Origin of the sequence: Mycobacterium sp. E1386 (genome assembly GCF_001672745.1) — a bacterium.
In the GTDB taxonomy this organism is placed as follows: domain Bacteria; phylum Actinomycetota; class Actinomycetes; order Mycobacteriales; family Mycobacteriaceae; genus Mycobacterium.
On the sequence record NZ_LZKH01000195.1, the window covers coordinates 1 to 13584 of the forward strand.

17 protein-coding genes are annotated in these 13584 nt (G+C 66.9%); 10 read left to right on the forward strand and 7 right to left on the reverse strand.

What is annotated here, in order from left to right; genetic code table 11:
* Window positions 1-358 (forward strand): hypothetical protein (locus A5709_RS28940; protein ID WP_231987015.1); only part of this gene is annotated, 358 nt, incomplete at its 5' end.
* A gap of 150 nt (window positions 359-508) precedes the next feature.
* On the opposite strand, the gene A5709_RS19670 is transcribed toward A5709_RS28940, so the two are convergent.
* Window positions 509-856 (reverse strand): DUF732 domain-containing protein, encoded by a 348-nt coding sequence (locus A5709_RS19670; RefSeq protein WP_067949561.1) that lies wholly within the window; start codon window positions 854-856, stop codon window positions 509-511.
* A 599-nt stretch (window positions 857-1455) separates the two neighbouring features.
* Between A5709_RS19670 and A5709_RS19675 the strand changes: the two genes are divergently transcribed.
* Together A5709_RS19675 and A5709_RS19680 are read left to right on the forward strand one after the other, a co-directional pair.
* A complete protein-coding gene (locus A5709_RS19675; RefSeq protein WP_068121803.1) occupies window positions 1456-1668 on the forward strand; it encodes a hypothetical protein in 213 nt (70 codons plus the stop codon).
* Window positions 1669-1723: 55 nt separating this feature from the next.
* Entirely contained in the window at window positions 1724-2644 is a 921-nt protein-coding gene (locus tag A5709_RS19680; RefSeq protein ID WP_068121806.1) for a cation diffusion facilitator family transporter, read from the forward strand.
* A 9-nt stretch (window positions 2645-2653) separates the two neighbouring features.
* On the opposite strand, the gene A5709_RS19685 is transcribed toward A5709_RS19680, so the two are convergent.
* The 5 genes from A5709_RS19685 to A5709_RS19705 form a co-directional block, all read right to left on the reverse strand.
* Complete coding sequence (locus A5709_RS19685) at window positions 2654-3592, reverse strand: cytochrome c oxidase assembly protein (protein ID WP_068121809.1); 939 nt, start codon at window positions 3590-3592, stop codon at window positions 2654-2656.
* A 60-nt stretch (window positions 3593-3652) separates the two neighbouring features.
* A complete protein-coding gene (locus tag A5709_RS19690; RefSeq protein ID WP_067949552.1) occupies window positions 3653-3994 on the reverse strand; it encodes a DUF732 domain-containing protein in 342 nt (113 codons plus the stop codon).
* An 80-nt stretch (window positions 3995-4074) separates the two neighbouring features.
* On the reverse strand, window positions 4075-5583 hold the full coding sequence (locus A5709_RS19695; protein WP_068011682.1) for a sodium:alanine symporter family protein: 1509 nt from the start codon (window positions 5581-5583) through the stop codon (window positions 4075-4077).
* Window positions 5584-5720: 137 nt separating this feature from the next.
* The gene (locus A5709_RS19700) at window positions 5721-6038 is read right to left on the reverse strand and encodes a DUF732 domain-containing protein (RefSeq protein WP_067949545.1); all 318 of its coding nucleotides are present in this window, start codon (window positions 6036-6038) and stop codon (window positions 5721-5723) included.
* 59 nt (window positions 6039-6097) lie between these two features.
* The gene (locus A5709_RS19705; protein ID WP_231987016.1) at window positions 6098-6490 is read right to left on the reverse strand and encodes a DUF732 domain-containing protein; all 393 of its coding nucleotides are present in this window, start codon (window positions 6488-6490) and stop codon (window positions 6098-6100) included.
* A gap of 51 nt (window positions 6491-6541) precedes the next feature.
* Between A5709_RS19705 and A5709_RS19710 the strand changes: the two genes are divergently transcribed.
* The 3 genes from A5709_RS19710 to A5709_RS19720 all read left to right on the forward strand — a co-directional run bounded on the left by A5709_RS19710 (window position 6542) and on the right by A5709_RS19720 (window position 8385).
* Entirely contained in the window at window positions 6542-7288 is a 747-nt protein-coding gene (locus tag A5709_RS19710) for a Clp protease N-terminal domain-containing protein (protein WP_068121812.1), read from the forward strand.
* Between the two features lie 84 nt (window positions 7289-7372).
* Window positions 7373-7897 (forward strand): hypothetical protein, encoded by a 525-nt coding sequence (locus tag A5709_RS19715; RefSeq protein WP_068121815.1) that lies wholly within the window; start codon window positions 7373-7375, stop codon window positions 7895-7897.
* On the forward strand, window positions 7885-8385 hold the full coding sequence (locus A5709_RS19720) for a GNAT family N-acetyltransferase (RefSeq protein ID WP_068011680.1): 501 nt from the start codon (window positions 7885-7887) through the stop codon (window positions 8383-8385). The genes A5709_RS19715 and A5709_RS19720 overlap by 13 nt, the downstream gene beginning before the upstream one ends.
* Here A5709_RS19720 and zapE read toward each other — a convergent pair.
* Window positions 8363-9460 carry a cell division protein ZapE gene (gene zapE / locus A5709_RS19725; protein ID WP_156768108.1) on the reverse strand — a complete coding sequence of 366 codons (1098 nt, stop codon included), beginning with the start codon at window positions 9458-9460 and terminating at the stop codon, window positions 8363-8365. The two genes, A5709_RS19720 and zapE, sit on opposite strands and share 23 nt — an antisense overlap.
* On the opposite strand from zapE, the gene A5709_RS19730 reads away from it, so the two are divergent.
* From A5709_RS19730 to msrB, 4 genes are read left to right on the forward strand one after another with little or no spacing between them, the layout of a single operon-like run.
* Window positions 9459-10220 (forward strand): pyrimidine reductase family protein, encoded by a 762-nt coding sequence (locus A5709_RS19730; protein ID WP_068121822.1) that lies wholly within the window; start codon window positions 9459-9461, stop codon window positions 10218-10220. The two genes, zapE and A5709_RS19730, sit on opposite strands and share 2 nt — an antisense overlap.
* Before the next feature lie 14 nt (window positions 10221-10234).
* Window positions 10235-11794 (forward strand): alpha/beta hydrolase, encoded by a 1560-nt coding sequence (locus A5709_RS19735; RefSeq protein ID WP_068121825.1) that lies wholly within the window; start codon window positions 10235-10237, stop codon window positions 11792-11794.
* A gap of 18 nt (window positions 11795-11812) precedes the next feature.
* Window positions 11813-13123 carry an arabinofuranan 3-O-arabinosyltransferase gene (gene aftC / locus A5709_RS19740; protein ID WP_068121827.1) on the forward strand — a complete coding sequence of 437 codons (1311 nt, stop codon included), beginning with the start codon at window positions 11813-11815 and terminating at the stop codon, window positions 13121-13123.
* Window positions 13120-13530: a peptide-methionine (R)-S-oxide reductase MsrB gene (gene msrB, locus A5709_RS19745; protein WP_068121830.1), complete on the forward strand. Its 411-nt coding sequence runs from the start codon at window positions 13120-13122 to the stop codon at window positions 13528-13530. Before aftC ends, msrB begins: the two co-directional genes overlap by 4 nt.
* The last annotated feature ends 54 nt before the right edge of the window (window positions 13531-13584 follow it).

Here is a 13584-nt window from a genome sequence, read left to right on the forward strand (position 1 = left end):
AGCGATGAAGGCAGCAATCGCGGCAGCGACGGCAGCCGTTTTTGCCCTGGGTCTGCCCACTGCCGCGCCGGCTCACGCGGACACGACTGCGACCGTCAAAGCGCAGTCCAACCGCATGAACGGCCCCAACTTGAAGGCGGGTCAAGACGGCGTTTACAACGCCGGCCAGGTCCTCACTCTCGTGAGCCGGCGCGGCAGTGGGCAGACCCAGGGCAAAAACGGCTGCCGTCGCTGCCGCGATTGCTGCCTTCATCGCTCGGTCTTTCTGCCACGTCCCTATGAAATTGATCGGGACGCTACACCAGCAGCAAACGTTATGTATTTGAAATGTCGTAAGAACTCAGCCGTAATTCCTTAAGGAAACTCCAGCCCATCGACGACGGCGGTATCCCGAACCAGCCCCTTAAGCGAGTTGAATTTCGGCGCCAACGGCGCGCCGTGTGAACCTACTTCTCGGAGAGAGAGTTCGGGGTTTATCCGCCGGGCCACACCCCGGCCGGGGAAGCCATCAGCAGTGCGCGGCCCAGCACCGCTGAAGCGGACAATAGGTCGCATGCGCGATGCTCACCATGGACTCGACGTCTCCCAGCGTCACGTTCCTCGGATCCAGGTCGGCGTGCACATTCTGCGCGATCTGCTCGTAGGTCCAACCCCACCCGATGTCGTCACAGATGAGGCGCCCCATCCCCGTCAGCGCGGCGTCGTGGTCCGGCGGCCAACTAAATCCCGCGGCGCGCAGTTGCGCGAGGTAGGCGTCGTCGGCGGGATCCGCCACGGCGATCGCGGCGCTGGCGAACAAGGCCGCGACTGCCACGACGGGGACGACCAGTCGCGCAAGCCAACGAGGTAGCGGCATCGATCCACTTCCTTTCTCACGCCGGCGACGAGGCCGTCCGGACCGGCTCCAATGCGGGAGGAATACGAAGAATAGGAAGCGCAGGGAAAATTCAGCTTATGGGAAGCTGAATAATCGGATTAGCTGCCCGTTGTCAGGGTGCGGGCGGTGGTGGCGGCGGCGTCCATCGCCGCCCATCGGTGGTCCACCCGCAGGGCAGCCAGTTCAGCTGGGGGCCATCGAACGTCAGGCATTTGGGCGTGCCGGGCGGCGGCGTCGGACCCGGCGAGGGCTTGTCAGCGTGAGCGGTGGCCCCGCTGAGCATTAATGCCCCAACGGCCACAAATATCGCTGCCGACTTCCTCATCGCGATTCCGGTGAATGGGGGTCCACCAAGGCGATTGTCGCTAGCCTTCGGCCTGCGCGTTCACGCTATGAATTTTAGTCGTCCAACGGGGGATAAGACCTGGGGAATTCCTGGCAATCGGCCGTGGCGAGACTGGACAATGGCAAGTACGCCCCTGCCCGCACTCGCGATGCGCCGCTCAATGCACCGGAAACATCCCCGACCAATTATCATGCGCTGCAATGACTTTCGTAAGAGGAGTACAGTCACGGGCATGAATTTGGTGGAGTGGCTGAGGACCCCGCACTATTTGCGGACGCGGTTGATGATGGAACGGCAACCGATACGCAACCTCGAGATAGAGACCGTGTTCCTCGAAATCTCGCACCGCGACGCGCTGCTGCGGTTCCCGGTGATGCTCATGCTGCTGCCCAGGCGCAATCGCTCACCCAAGGAACAGACCCCCCGCCTCGATCAAGGCAAGTGATTTCAGGGCGCCGGCTCGGGTGCGGCGCCGGCCCTCGATCGGGCATGCTTGCCCTATGCACCTCGTCAACGGCGTCCGCGACCCCGCGGCAAGTTTTCCCCTCGACACCCTCACCGACGATGCGGCCGAGCGCCGGCAGGCCAACCGGGCTGTCGCCGTCAGCGCCGTCGGCCTGGCGCTGACCGGGCTCGTCGAGTTGGCCATCGCACTGCTGTCCGGCTCGGTGGCATTGCTCGGCGACGCGTTGCACAACCTGTCGGACGTCTCCACCAGCGTCCTGGTATTCGTCGGCTTTCGGGCGTCTCGCAAGCTTCCCACCGAGCGCTACCCCTACGGCTACGAACGCGCCGAAGACCTCGCCGGAATCGGTGTGGCCCTGGTGATTTGGGGCAGCGCCGCCGTCGCCGCCTACGAGAGCATCAACAAGCTGCTCCGGCACGGCGGTACCGAATACGTGGGCTGGGGCATTGCCGCGGCCATCGTGGGGATCGCGGGCAATCAGCTGGTGGCCCGCTACAAGTTGGTGGTGGGCAAGCGGATTCGCTCGGCGACGATGGTGGCCGACGCCAAGCACTCCTGGCTGGACGCGTTGTCGTCGGCCGGGGCGATGCTGGGGCTGATCGGGGTGGCACTCGGCTGGACCTGGGCCGACGCGATCGCCGGGATCGTCGTCACCGGCTTCATCTGCCACGTCGGCTGGGAGGTTACCGCCGACATCGCTCACCGCCTGCTCGATGGCGTGGACCCCGAGATCATCACGACGGCCGAGGCGGTCGCCGCCACGGTGCCGGGCGTCACGCACGCGCACGCCCGGGCCCGGTGGACCGGCCGGACACTGCGTGTCGAGGTGGAGGGCTTCCTCTCTCCCGAGACTCCCCTGGCCGCGGCCGATCGGATCGGCGGTCAAGTTGCCGCCGCCCTGGCGCCGATGATCCCCGAGATGCACAACTTCACCTGGACGGCGCGGGCCGCCTAAAGCGCGCGTTCAGCCCCGCCGGAATCGTTCCCGCAGCTGTGGATCGTTCTCCCACCACAGCCCCGACGGTGCGACGCTTTTGTCCTCGGTGCTTTCCGCCGTGTCCAACTCGGTGTCGACCCGCGCCGCGTGCGCCTTCTCGTCGCGTGACAACGCGCGCATCAGAAGCAGTACGAACGGCCACCCGACCAAGTCACCGAGGATCCACAGAACACCCGCGCCGATCGTCTGATCGAGCCGCTGATCCGGCCCCCAAGACCGATGCAGCCCCGCGTAATACACGGCGCCGATCAATGCGCCCTGCCAGATGACCAACCCCAAGACACCGTCGCCGAGCGCCTCAGCGACGGTGATCAACAACGAGATCAATTGGGGATACCTACGCGGAACCGGGTCTTCTTGCAGCCGCGCATAGAAGTATCCAAACCCGATGGCCACCAACATGATTCGAGTAGGCGCACCCACCCATTCACTTTCCAGAGCCGCGGTGTACCAGGACGTCAGGTAAAGCAGCCACGGCGTGGCCAGCATCGCGACCGACGTGGTTGCGGGGTGGGCGACCATCCGGGCGAACCGCGTCGCCAACAGACGATCGATACGATTACGGCCCCCGGGGCCCAGCGCAGCGCGCAAAGCCGTGACCGGCTTGCCCTGCGCGATGAACAAGGGCACGACGTATAGCAGCAGCACCACCTGTAGCGCGCGCACCCAGAACAGGATGTACGCGTACGCCCCAATCACGCTTGCGGTCGCCAGCAGCCACACAACCGCGCCCGCCGCGAGGCACCAAGCCTGAGCGGGCCCGACTGACTGCTCCGCCTTTCGCGCCCGTCGGTAGCACCACGCGTAGCCGCCGGCAAGCAACACGATTGCGGTCGCGGAGGCAAGGTCCAGCCGCCATGTCTGAACCACGGCGCTCCAGGTCAGCGGTCCGGGGTTGGGGCCCACAGCAATCAGGGTATTGCGCAACGCAACGGCGGTCGACGAGCGCGGTCTGGACGCCGACGCTCAGTTGCCGGGTTGCCCCTCGGGCTTGGGGCCACGATCCTCGCCGGTGATGTACTTCGGGCAGTAATGGGCAGAAGCCAGGTACGTGAACTTGGCGGCGCTGGCACCCTGAAAAGCCGGATTCTGGTTACGGAGTTGCGTCACGATCTCGGCCGACGACTGACCGTCATCGAGCAGTTCACACACCGACTTGGCGATGGTGACCGCGTTGCCGCCGTCCTGGTAGGTGAGACCGGCGTCTCGCAGGTCCTTGAGGAAGTCCTGATCGTTGTCGATGTCGGCATACGCGGGAGCGGCCAGGCCGATTGCGGCGACGCTCGTCAGCACCAGTAGAAATCGCATAACGCAGCGATTGTCGCAGACCTGTTGGGGAATAGCACCTCGCCGGGCAAACGGCGGGTGAACTCTCCCCGGCCCCGCGGCTACGCGGCGGGCGCGCGGGAGAAGCGGAGCGCGGGGCGGCGCAGCGTCAACGATTCGGGCAGCGCTCCGACCTGTCGGCGCTCCGCGGCTTCCCAGATGTCGCCGTCGAGGACGCCGGGCAGGCCAGCCTGGCTGGCGATGAAAACCGGCATGACGCCTTGCCTGAACTGCCGGTGGTAATCCTTGAGCGCGGCGAACGCCCACTTCCCCAGCAGGCAGATGGTGAGCAGGTTCGCGATGGCCATCACCGCCATCGTCAGATCGGCAAGCGCCCACACCAACGTGAGCTTGGCCAGGGCCCCGAAGACGATGGACAGCAGCGTGACCACCTTCAGCACGTTGGCCGCCAGGCGCCGGCCACCCAGATAGAACAGATTGGCCTCGGCCACCACGTAATTGCTCAGCACCGAGGCGAACGCGAAGACGAACACCACCGCGGTCATCAACACCGTGGTCCACGATCCGAGATCGGCGGCGACCGCCGACTCCGTCAGGCTCGCACCGGCAATCGCTCCCAGGCGGGCCGGGTTGTAGGTTTCGGGACCCGAGAGCAGCACGATGAATGCCGTCGCCGTGCAGATCACCATCGTGTCGACGAACACGGCGAGCGACTGAATCAGCCCCTGCTCCACCGGATGTGCCACGGTTGCGGCACCGGCGATATTGGGCGAACTGCCCATCCCTGCCTCGCAGGCGAACAGGCCGCGCTTGACCCCGGTGAACATCGCGGCGAGCACGCCACCCGCGAAACCGCCTGCCATTTCCCGGATTCCGAATGCACCACCGATGATCTCCTTGATCACCGTAGGCAGTTCGGTGATGTTGACCGCCACGATGCCCAGCGCGAGCACGGTGTAGAGCAACGCCACCACCGGAAGGACCGATCCTGCGAACTGGGCGACCCGCCGCACACCACCGAAGAGCACGGGCGCTGCCAGCACCGCCAAAATGGCTGTCGTCCAACCGACCCCGATGCCGTGTGACGATTGCAGGACACCGCTGATCGCGTTGGTCTCCACCATGTTGAACGCGGTGGAGAAGGTGAGCACCAACAGCATGGCGAACGCGACGCCGCCCGCGCGTGACCGCAGCCCGCGTTGGATGTAGAACGCGGGACCGCCGCGGAATGCGCCGTCGCCCGAGCGGACTTTGAAGATCTGGGCCAGGGTGGCCTCGATCACCGCCGTGGCCATGCCGACCGCCGCGACCACCCACATCCAGAAGACGGCACCGGGCCCGCCGACGGTCAGCGCGATTGCGACACCGGCGATGTTTCCGGTACCCACGCGCGAGGCGAGACCGACGCAGAACGCCTGGAAGGAAGAGATACCGCCGTCGTGGTGATGCGCCCGACGGAGCTGGCGAATCATGCGGCCGAAGTAGCGGATTTGAACGAACCGGGTGCGCACCGTGAAATAGATGCCGCCACCGATCAGCAAATAGATCAAGACGTGCGTATTGAGGATGTTGCTAAGGGGTTCGACTAACTGCTGCTGAAGGAAGTCCAAACCCCTGCTTCCTTTCGACTACGGCCGCGATCCGTCGCCGAAATGGTATGGGCGAATTGTTGATTACAGGTTTCGTTCACTCGCCGTTGGCGGGCGGATATGTAAAAAGCGCATCACATTCACCGCCGGGCCCACCCCTAGGAGGCGGCGGTGGGCGCCGAGAGCGCCTGGGGGCAATAGGAGTTGGCGGCGATCGCGGCGAACCGGGTGGCGTCGTCGCCCTGAAGCCCGCGATTGAGCATTTGAATCATCCGGACGACGTCCGCCAGGTTCGCGCCTTCGCTCACCAACTTGCACACCGACCTGCCGGAGGTAACCGCCTGCTCGGGATCCGAATAGGTGAGGCCGGCAGCGTGCACCGTGGCGAGGAAGGCGTCGTCGCTGCCATCGGCGCGCGCGGGACCGGCCAGGCCGATCGCGGCCGCAAGCCCGAGCAGAATCAGAAATAGCCTCACGGCTCACAGATCGTTCCAGAGCTGCGGCCGGCCCGCATCTCGTAGAGCGAATCGTGCGCTCAGGAGCTGGCGGTCGTGGTCGTCGGGGTGGACGACGAGATCGCGTCCGGACAATAGGCGCTGGCCGCGATCGCAGTGAATTTCTCCGCCTTCTCCTCGGTCAGTGCGGCCGCCTTCGATGTCATCGCCTTCGCGATATCCGCCATCGCCGTGCCGCTGCCGGCCGCCGAGCACACGTAGTGGGCGGCCTGGATAACCTGCGCCGGGTCGTTATAGGTGAAACCGGCCGAATTCAGCGACGCGAGGAAGGCGTCGTCGGTGTCATCGGCGTGCGCGGGAACGGCCAAGCCAATCACGGCCGCAACACTCGAAATCGTCAGAACAAGCTTCATAAATTCGAAATCGTCCCAGACCCGCAGGCGGTTTGCCGCCGGCGAAACAATTTTTAACAATCGTCAACCTCGGGTTGACAGCCCTGTTGGCGTCAACCTATCGTTGACGACATGTCCGGCCCGACCCGCATCGCTTACCCCGTCCGCCTTGACGAGCTGATCGACGCCATCAAATCGGTTCACACCGACGCGCTGGATCAACTGGCCGACGCCGTGTTGGCCGCGGAGCACCTGGGCGAGGTCGCCGACCACCTCATCGGGCACTTCGTCGATCAGGCCCGCCGATCCGGGGCGTCGTGGACCGACATCGGCAAGAGCATGGGCGTCACCAAGCAGGCGGCCCAGAAGCGGTTCGTCCCACGCGCCGAGGCCGCCACCCTGGACCCTGAGCAGGGCTTCGGCCGCTTCACCCCGCGTGCGCGCGGCGCCGTGGTGGCGGCCCAGAACGCCGCGCACGAGGCGGCCAACAACGAGATCACCCCCGAGCACCTGCTCCTCGGTCTGCTCGATGATCCGGCCGCCCTGGCCACAGTGTTGCTGCACCTGCAAAAGGTCGACACCGAAGTGCTGCGCGCCGCGGTCAACCTGCCCCCGCCCAGCAGCGGAACCCCGGACCTCATCCCGTTCAGCGGACCGGCGCGCAAAGCCCTGGAGCTGACCTTCCGCGAAGCACTTCGGTTGGGCCACAACTACATTGGGACGGAGCATCTGCTGCTGGCCCTGCTCGAGTTGGAGGAAGCCTCCCCCGACGCAGGGCCACTGCGCCGATGCGGTGTCGACAAGGCCCGCGTGGAGGCCGATTTGATCAAGGCGCTCGAATCGCTCGGCGGCGGCAAGACCGACCGCGCGGACGGATGATCGGTGCGGTCCGACCCCTCCCCGCCGCCTCACCGCGTGTGCGATCATTCGATGGTCCCTTCCAAGGGTGCCTAGGAGGCGAAGATGCACCGCTGGCTGGTCGTCCTGTCCGCGTTCCTCGTCGCCGCGGCAAGCGGCACCGCCGTCGCCGGGCTCTCCGCCCCCCGCGCCTGGGCCGGTGACGCCCCGATCGGCCACATCGGCGACACGCTGCGGGTGGACGCCGGCACCTACGTCGCCGACGTCACCGTCACCGGGGTGTCACCCTGTGACCCACCCCCCGGATTCGGCTACACGCGCGAAGGTACCTACAAGGGCTTCCCGGGGAGCACCGTCGAGCGTGCCGACGTGGTCGTCCGCGCCGTCCGGGTACCCAATCCGTTCGTCATGGCGACGACCTTCAGCTTCGACGGCGTGACCCCATTCGCCGACGCCTACAAGCCGCGAGCCACCGATGCGCCCGACGCCCTGGACAACGTGCTCACCAACGCGCCGAACGGGGCGATCGTGCGCGGCGAAGTGTATTGGGACGCCTACCGTGATCCCGTCTCCACCGTGGTGCTGCTGGACAAGAAGACGGGCTACCACCTCGCGCAGTGGAACCTCTGACACGCGTCGTAACAACGAACTCCGTTGACGTTCAAGAGCTTGCCGATATCGCCGCGCGCACATTCCCGTTGGCCTGCCCCGCCTCGATGGCACCGGCGAACATCGCAGCGTTCGTCGAGGCCCACCTGTCGCCCGACCGCTTCGCCGAATACCTGTCCGATCCGCAACGCGCGGTCCTGACCGCGGCGGACGGCGACCGAATCATCGGTTACGCCATGCTGATTCGCGACGGTGACGCAGCCGAGCTGTCCAAGATCTACGTTGCACCCGAGCACCATGGCAGCGGGGTCGCCACCGCGCTGATGGACCTCGCGCTGGCCACGGCCGGCGAATGGGGCGTGCGCCGGGTGTGGCTGGGCGTCAATCAGGCAAACCAACGCGCACAACGGTTCTACGCCAAGAGCGGCTTCACGGTCAGCGGCACCCGGACCTTTCAGGTCGGCGCCGGGCGCGAGAACGACTTCGTCATGACCCGCGTGCTTCGCTGACGCCAGCCGTCAGCGCCAGGAGGCGAGACATGGCCCTCAGATACTTCTTTCGGTACCCGCCGGCCAGCATCTCCTCGCTGAAGATGGTGTCCAGCTTCGCGCCCGAGGCCACGACCGGGACGCCGGCGTCATAGAGCCGGTCGGTCAGCGCCACCAGCCGCAGCGCGACGTTCTGGTCATCGATGCCGTGCACGCCCGTCAGAAACACCGCGGTCACCCCCTCGATGAGGGTCAGATACCGCGACGGGTGCATGGTGGCCAGGTGCGCGCACAACGCGTCGAAATCATCGAGCGTCGCGCCGTCCACCCGGTGGGCACGCGCGGCCACCTCTTCGTCCGACAACGGCTGCGGAGCCGGCGGCAAGCCGCGGTGCCGATAGTCGGGACCCTCGATCCGTACGGTGGTGAAAATGCTTGCCAGCGTGTTGATCTCCCGCAGGAAGTCCTGGGCGGCGAATCGGCCCTCGCCGAGCTGCTCGGGCAGCGTATTGGAGGTGGCCGCCACCGACACCCCCCGCTCGACCAGTGACGAGAGCAGCCGCGAGATCAGCGTCGTGTTGCCGGGATCGTCCAGCTCGAACTCGTCGATGCACACCGCGGTGTACTCGGCCAGCAGTTCCACGCATTCGGCGAAACCGAACACCCCGGCCAACTGCGTCAGCTCCCCAAAAGTTGCGAACGCCTTGGGATTTGACGACTCCGGCCCGTCGCCGGGCAGCTCGTAGTAGGCCGACGCGAGCAGGTGGGTTTTCCCCACGCCGAAGCCGCCGTCCAGGTACAACCCCACACCGGGCAGAACCGCCCGTCGACCCAGCATCTTTCGCCGGCCCGCGCGTCGTTCCACGGCCCGCCGGCAGAAGTCCCGGCACGCCACGACGGCGGCGGCCTGCGTCGGCTCGGCGGGATCGGGCTGATACGTCGCGAAGCTCACGTCGGCGAACGTTGGGGGCGGCCTCAATTGAGCGATCAACCGCTCCGGTGAGACCGTCGGATGCCGATCCACCAGGTGCGTCACTCGCCCCGAAGAGGACCCGTGCATGCCAAAACTGTAACGGCGTGCTGCAATCGACCTCATGCCCCTTCCCGAGACACCGCTGTCGCTGCTCGGATCGGTACGCGAAGTCGACGACGGAGAACTCCCCCGGCTCTACGACTACCCCGAACACGAGGGGACATGGGTGCGGGCCAATTTCATCACCAGCGTGGACGGCGGGGCCACCTCCGGCGGCAGCAGCGGAACGATGGGCGGTCCCGGCGACCGATTCGTCTTCAACCTGCTGCGTGAGCTCGCCGACGTCATCGTGGTCGGCGCGGGCACCGTGCGGGTCGAGGGCTATTCCGGCGCGCAGCTCAGCGTCGCCCAGCGCCAGCAACGGCAGGCCCGCAGGCAGAGCGAAGTCCCGCCACTGGCGATCGTCACCAAGTCGGGTCGGCTGGACCGCGACATGGCGGTGTTCACCAAGACCGAGGTACCGCCGCTGGTCCTCACCTGCGCGGCGGCCGCCGCCCCGGCGCGCAGGCTGCTCGCCGACGTGTGCGAAGTGATCGACTGCTCCGGCGGCGATCCGGGCGAGGTCGACGAGGCCGTCATGCTGGCGACCCTCGGTGATCGCGGCATGCGCCGCATCCTGACCGAGGGCGGGCCGATGCTGCTCGATTCCTTGATCCAGCGCGACATGCTCGACGAGCTCTGCCTGACGATCGCGCCCTACATCGTCGGTGGGCTGGCCCGGCGCATCGCGACCGGCCCCAGCCAGCTGCTCACCCGGATGCGCTGTGCCCACGTTTTGACCGACGACGCCGGTTACCTGTACACCCGCTACGTCAAGGCCTAGCTACTGTGGTCGACATGAGTCGGCAGATCACGTTCGCGACGATCTTGGTTGCGGCGACCACCGTGGTCGCCGGCTGCGTCCCGGGCCTGGCCGCCGACCCGCGCTTCGCCACCAATTCCGGCGCCCGGCCCCAGGGTGCGGCCACCGCCAAACCGCCACCCAGCGGCCCACCGCCGCTCGCCGCGCCGAAGAACGATCTGCCCTGGCACGACTGCACGTCGCGGGTGTTCGGCGACGCCGCGGTGCCGCCCGCGGCCGGGGTCCAGCTGGATTGCGCGAACTACGACGCCGACCTGGACCCGAACGGCGGCGGGACCGGCACCGTGAGCGTCGGCGTGGTCCGCGCCCGCTCGAGCCAGACGCCGCGCGACGCGGGCCCGCTGGTCTTCACCACCGGCTCCGATCTGCCGTCTTCGGCGCAGCTGCCGGTCTGGCTGTCGAGGGGCGGCACCGACGTGCTGCAGACCCACCCCATCGTCGCCGTCGACCGTCGCGGCATGGGCATGTCGAACCCGATCGACTGCCGCGACACCTCCGACCGGCAGATCATGCGCGACCAGGCGCAGTTCCAGACCGGCGACGACCCCGTCGCCAACCTGTCGGACGTCGCGAACAACGCCACCACCAACTGCACCGACGCCATCGCGCCGGGCGCGTCCGCCTACGACAACGCCCACGCAGCCTCGGACATCGAGCGACTGCGGTCGCTGTGGGACGTGCCGGCGGTCGCGCTGGTCGGGATCGGCAATGGCGCGCAGGTGGCGCTGGCCTACGCCGCGGCGAGGCCCGACAAGGTCGCGCGGCTGATACTCGACTCGCCAGTTGCGTTGGGCGCCAGCGCCGAAGCCGCCGCCGAGCAACAGGCCAAGGGCCAGCAGGCCGCGCTCGACGCGTTCGCCGCCCAGTGCGTCGCGGTGAACTGCGCGCTGGGTTCCGACCCCAAGGGCGCCGTCAGCGGGTTGCTGGCCGACGCCCGCGCCGGCAAGGGGCCCGCCGGGGCGTCGGTGGCCCAGCTGGCGAGCGCCATCACCGTCGCGCTGGGCTTTCCCTCGGGCGGCCGCGTCAACTCCACCACCAGCCTGGCCAACGCGCTGGCCGCCGCCCGCTCCGGCGACACCAATCAGCTGACCAACCTGATCAATCACGCCGACGCCACCGAGGACTCCGACGGCCAGTTCGTCAACACTTGCAGCGACGCCGTCAATCGCCCCACCCCCGACCGCGTGCGCGAACTGGTCGTGGCGTGGGCCAAGCTGTACCCCGAGTTCGGCACCGTCGCGGCGCTCAACATGGTCAAATGCGTGCACTGGCCCACCGGCTCGCCCCCGGCGCCGCCGAAATCGTTGAAGGTCGACGTCCTGTTGCTGGGCGTCCAGCACGACCCGATCGTCGGCACCGACGGGGTCGCGGCGACGGCGGCCACCGTCATCAACGCCAACGCGGCCAGCAAGCGGGTGATGTGGCAGGGCATCGGACACGGCGCCAGCATCTACTCGAGCTGCGCGGTCCCACCGCTGATCGGCTACGTCAACAGCGGCAAACTGCCCGGCACCGACACGTACTGTCCCGCCTGATTTTCCGGCCACGCGCCGGTGTACGGTGCGCTGGTGACGGCAGCTGAATCGAGCCGAGCCGGCTCCCGCGATCGGATCCTGGCCGCCTTTCGTCCCCGCAGCGGCCCGCCGAGCACGGCGACCATCGTGCGTTCGGCGTTATGGCCCCTGGCGATTATGTCGGTGCTGCACCGCAGCATCATCCTCACCCTCAACGGCAACATCACCGACGACTTCAAGCCGGTCTACCGGGCGGTGCTGAACTTCCGGCGCGGCTGGGACATCTACAACGAGCACTTCGACTATGTCGACCCGCACTACCTGTACCCGCCCGGCGGCACGCTGCTGATGGCGCCGTTCGGGTATCTGTCCTTCACGCCGTCGCGGTATCTGTTCGTCCTGATCAACACCGTGGCGATCCTGCTGGCCTGGTACCTGCTGCTGCGGATGTTCAAATTCACCCTGTCCTCGGTGGCCGCGCCCGCCCTGCTGCTGGCCATGTTCTGCACCGAAAGCGTGACCAGCACTCTGGTGTTCACCAACATCAACGGCTGCGTGCTGCTGGCGGAGATGCTGTTCCTGCGCTGGCTGCTGGACGGCCGGGTCAGCCGTCAGTGGTGGGCCGGCATCGCGATCGGGCTGACGCTGACGCTCAAACCGTTGCTCGGTCCGCTGCTGTTGCTGCCGCTGCTGAACCGCCAGTGGCGGCCGCTGATCCCCGCGATCGTGGTGCCCGTCGTCGTCAACCTGGCCGCGTGGCCTCTGGTGAGCGATCCCATGGACTTCGTCACCAAGACGGTGCCGTACATCCTGGGCACGCGTGACTACTTCAACAGCTCGATCGAGGGCAACGGCGTGTACTTCGGCCTGCCCACGTGGCTGATCGTGTTCCTGCGGCTGCTGTTCACGGTGCTTGCGATCGGGGCGATGTGGCTGCTGTACCGCTACTACCGCACCCGCGACCCGCTCTTCTGGTTCACCAGCTCGTCGGGCGTGCTGTTGCTGTGGTCGTGGCTGGTGCTGTCGCTGGCCCAGGGCTACTACTCGATGATGCTGTTCCCGTTCCTGATGACCGTGGTGTTGACCAACTCGCTGATCCGCAACTGGCCGGCGTGGCTCGGGGTCTACGGCTTCTTGGCGCTGGACGACTGGCTGATCTACCGGTGGATGAGGTACGGCCGCGCGCTGCACTACCTGAAGATCACCTACGGCTGGTCGCTGCTGCTCATCGTGGTGTTCACGGTGCTGTTGTTCCGGTATCTGGACGCGAAGGCCGAGAACCGGCTGGACGAGGGCATCGATCCGGCGTGGCTGACGGCGCGCCGAGATGGCGCTAGCGTGGATGCATGACTAGCCCCAAGCTGCAGCTGACCGATGCCGAGTGGCGCCAGAAGCTCACGCCCGAAGAGTTTCACGTGTTGCGCCAGGCCGGCACCGAGCGGCCCTTCACCGGTGAGTACACCGACACCAAGACCGAAGGCGTCTACCAGTGTCGCGCCTGCGGGGCCGAATTGTTCCGCAGCACAGAGAAGTTCGAGTCGCACTGCGGGTGGCCGTCGTTCTTCGACCCGGCGAACTCCGACGCGGTGATCCTGCGGCCCGATCACTCGATGGGCACGACGCGCACCGAGGTGCTGTGCGCGAACTGCCACAGCCACCTGGGCCACGTCTTCGCCGGCGAGGGCTACCCGACTCCGACCGATCAGCGCTACTGCATCAACTCCATCTCGCTGCGCCTGGTGCCCAAGGGGGCCTAGTCGCGGGGGCTATCCGCCACGACACATAACCAGTTGCGACGACACGCCGCTGGG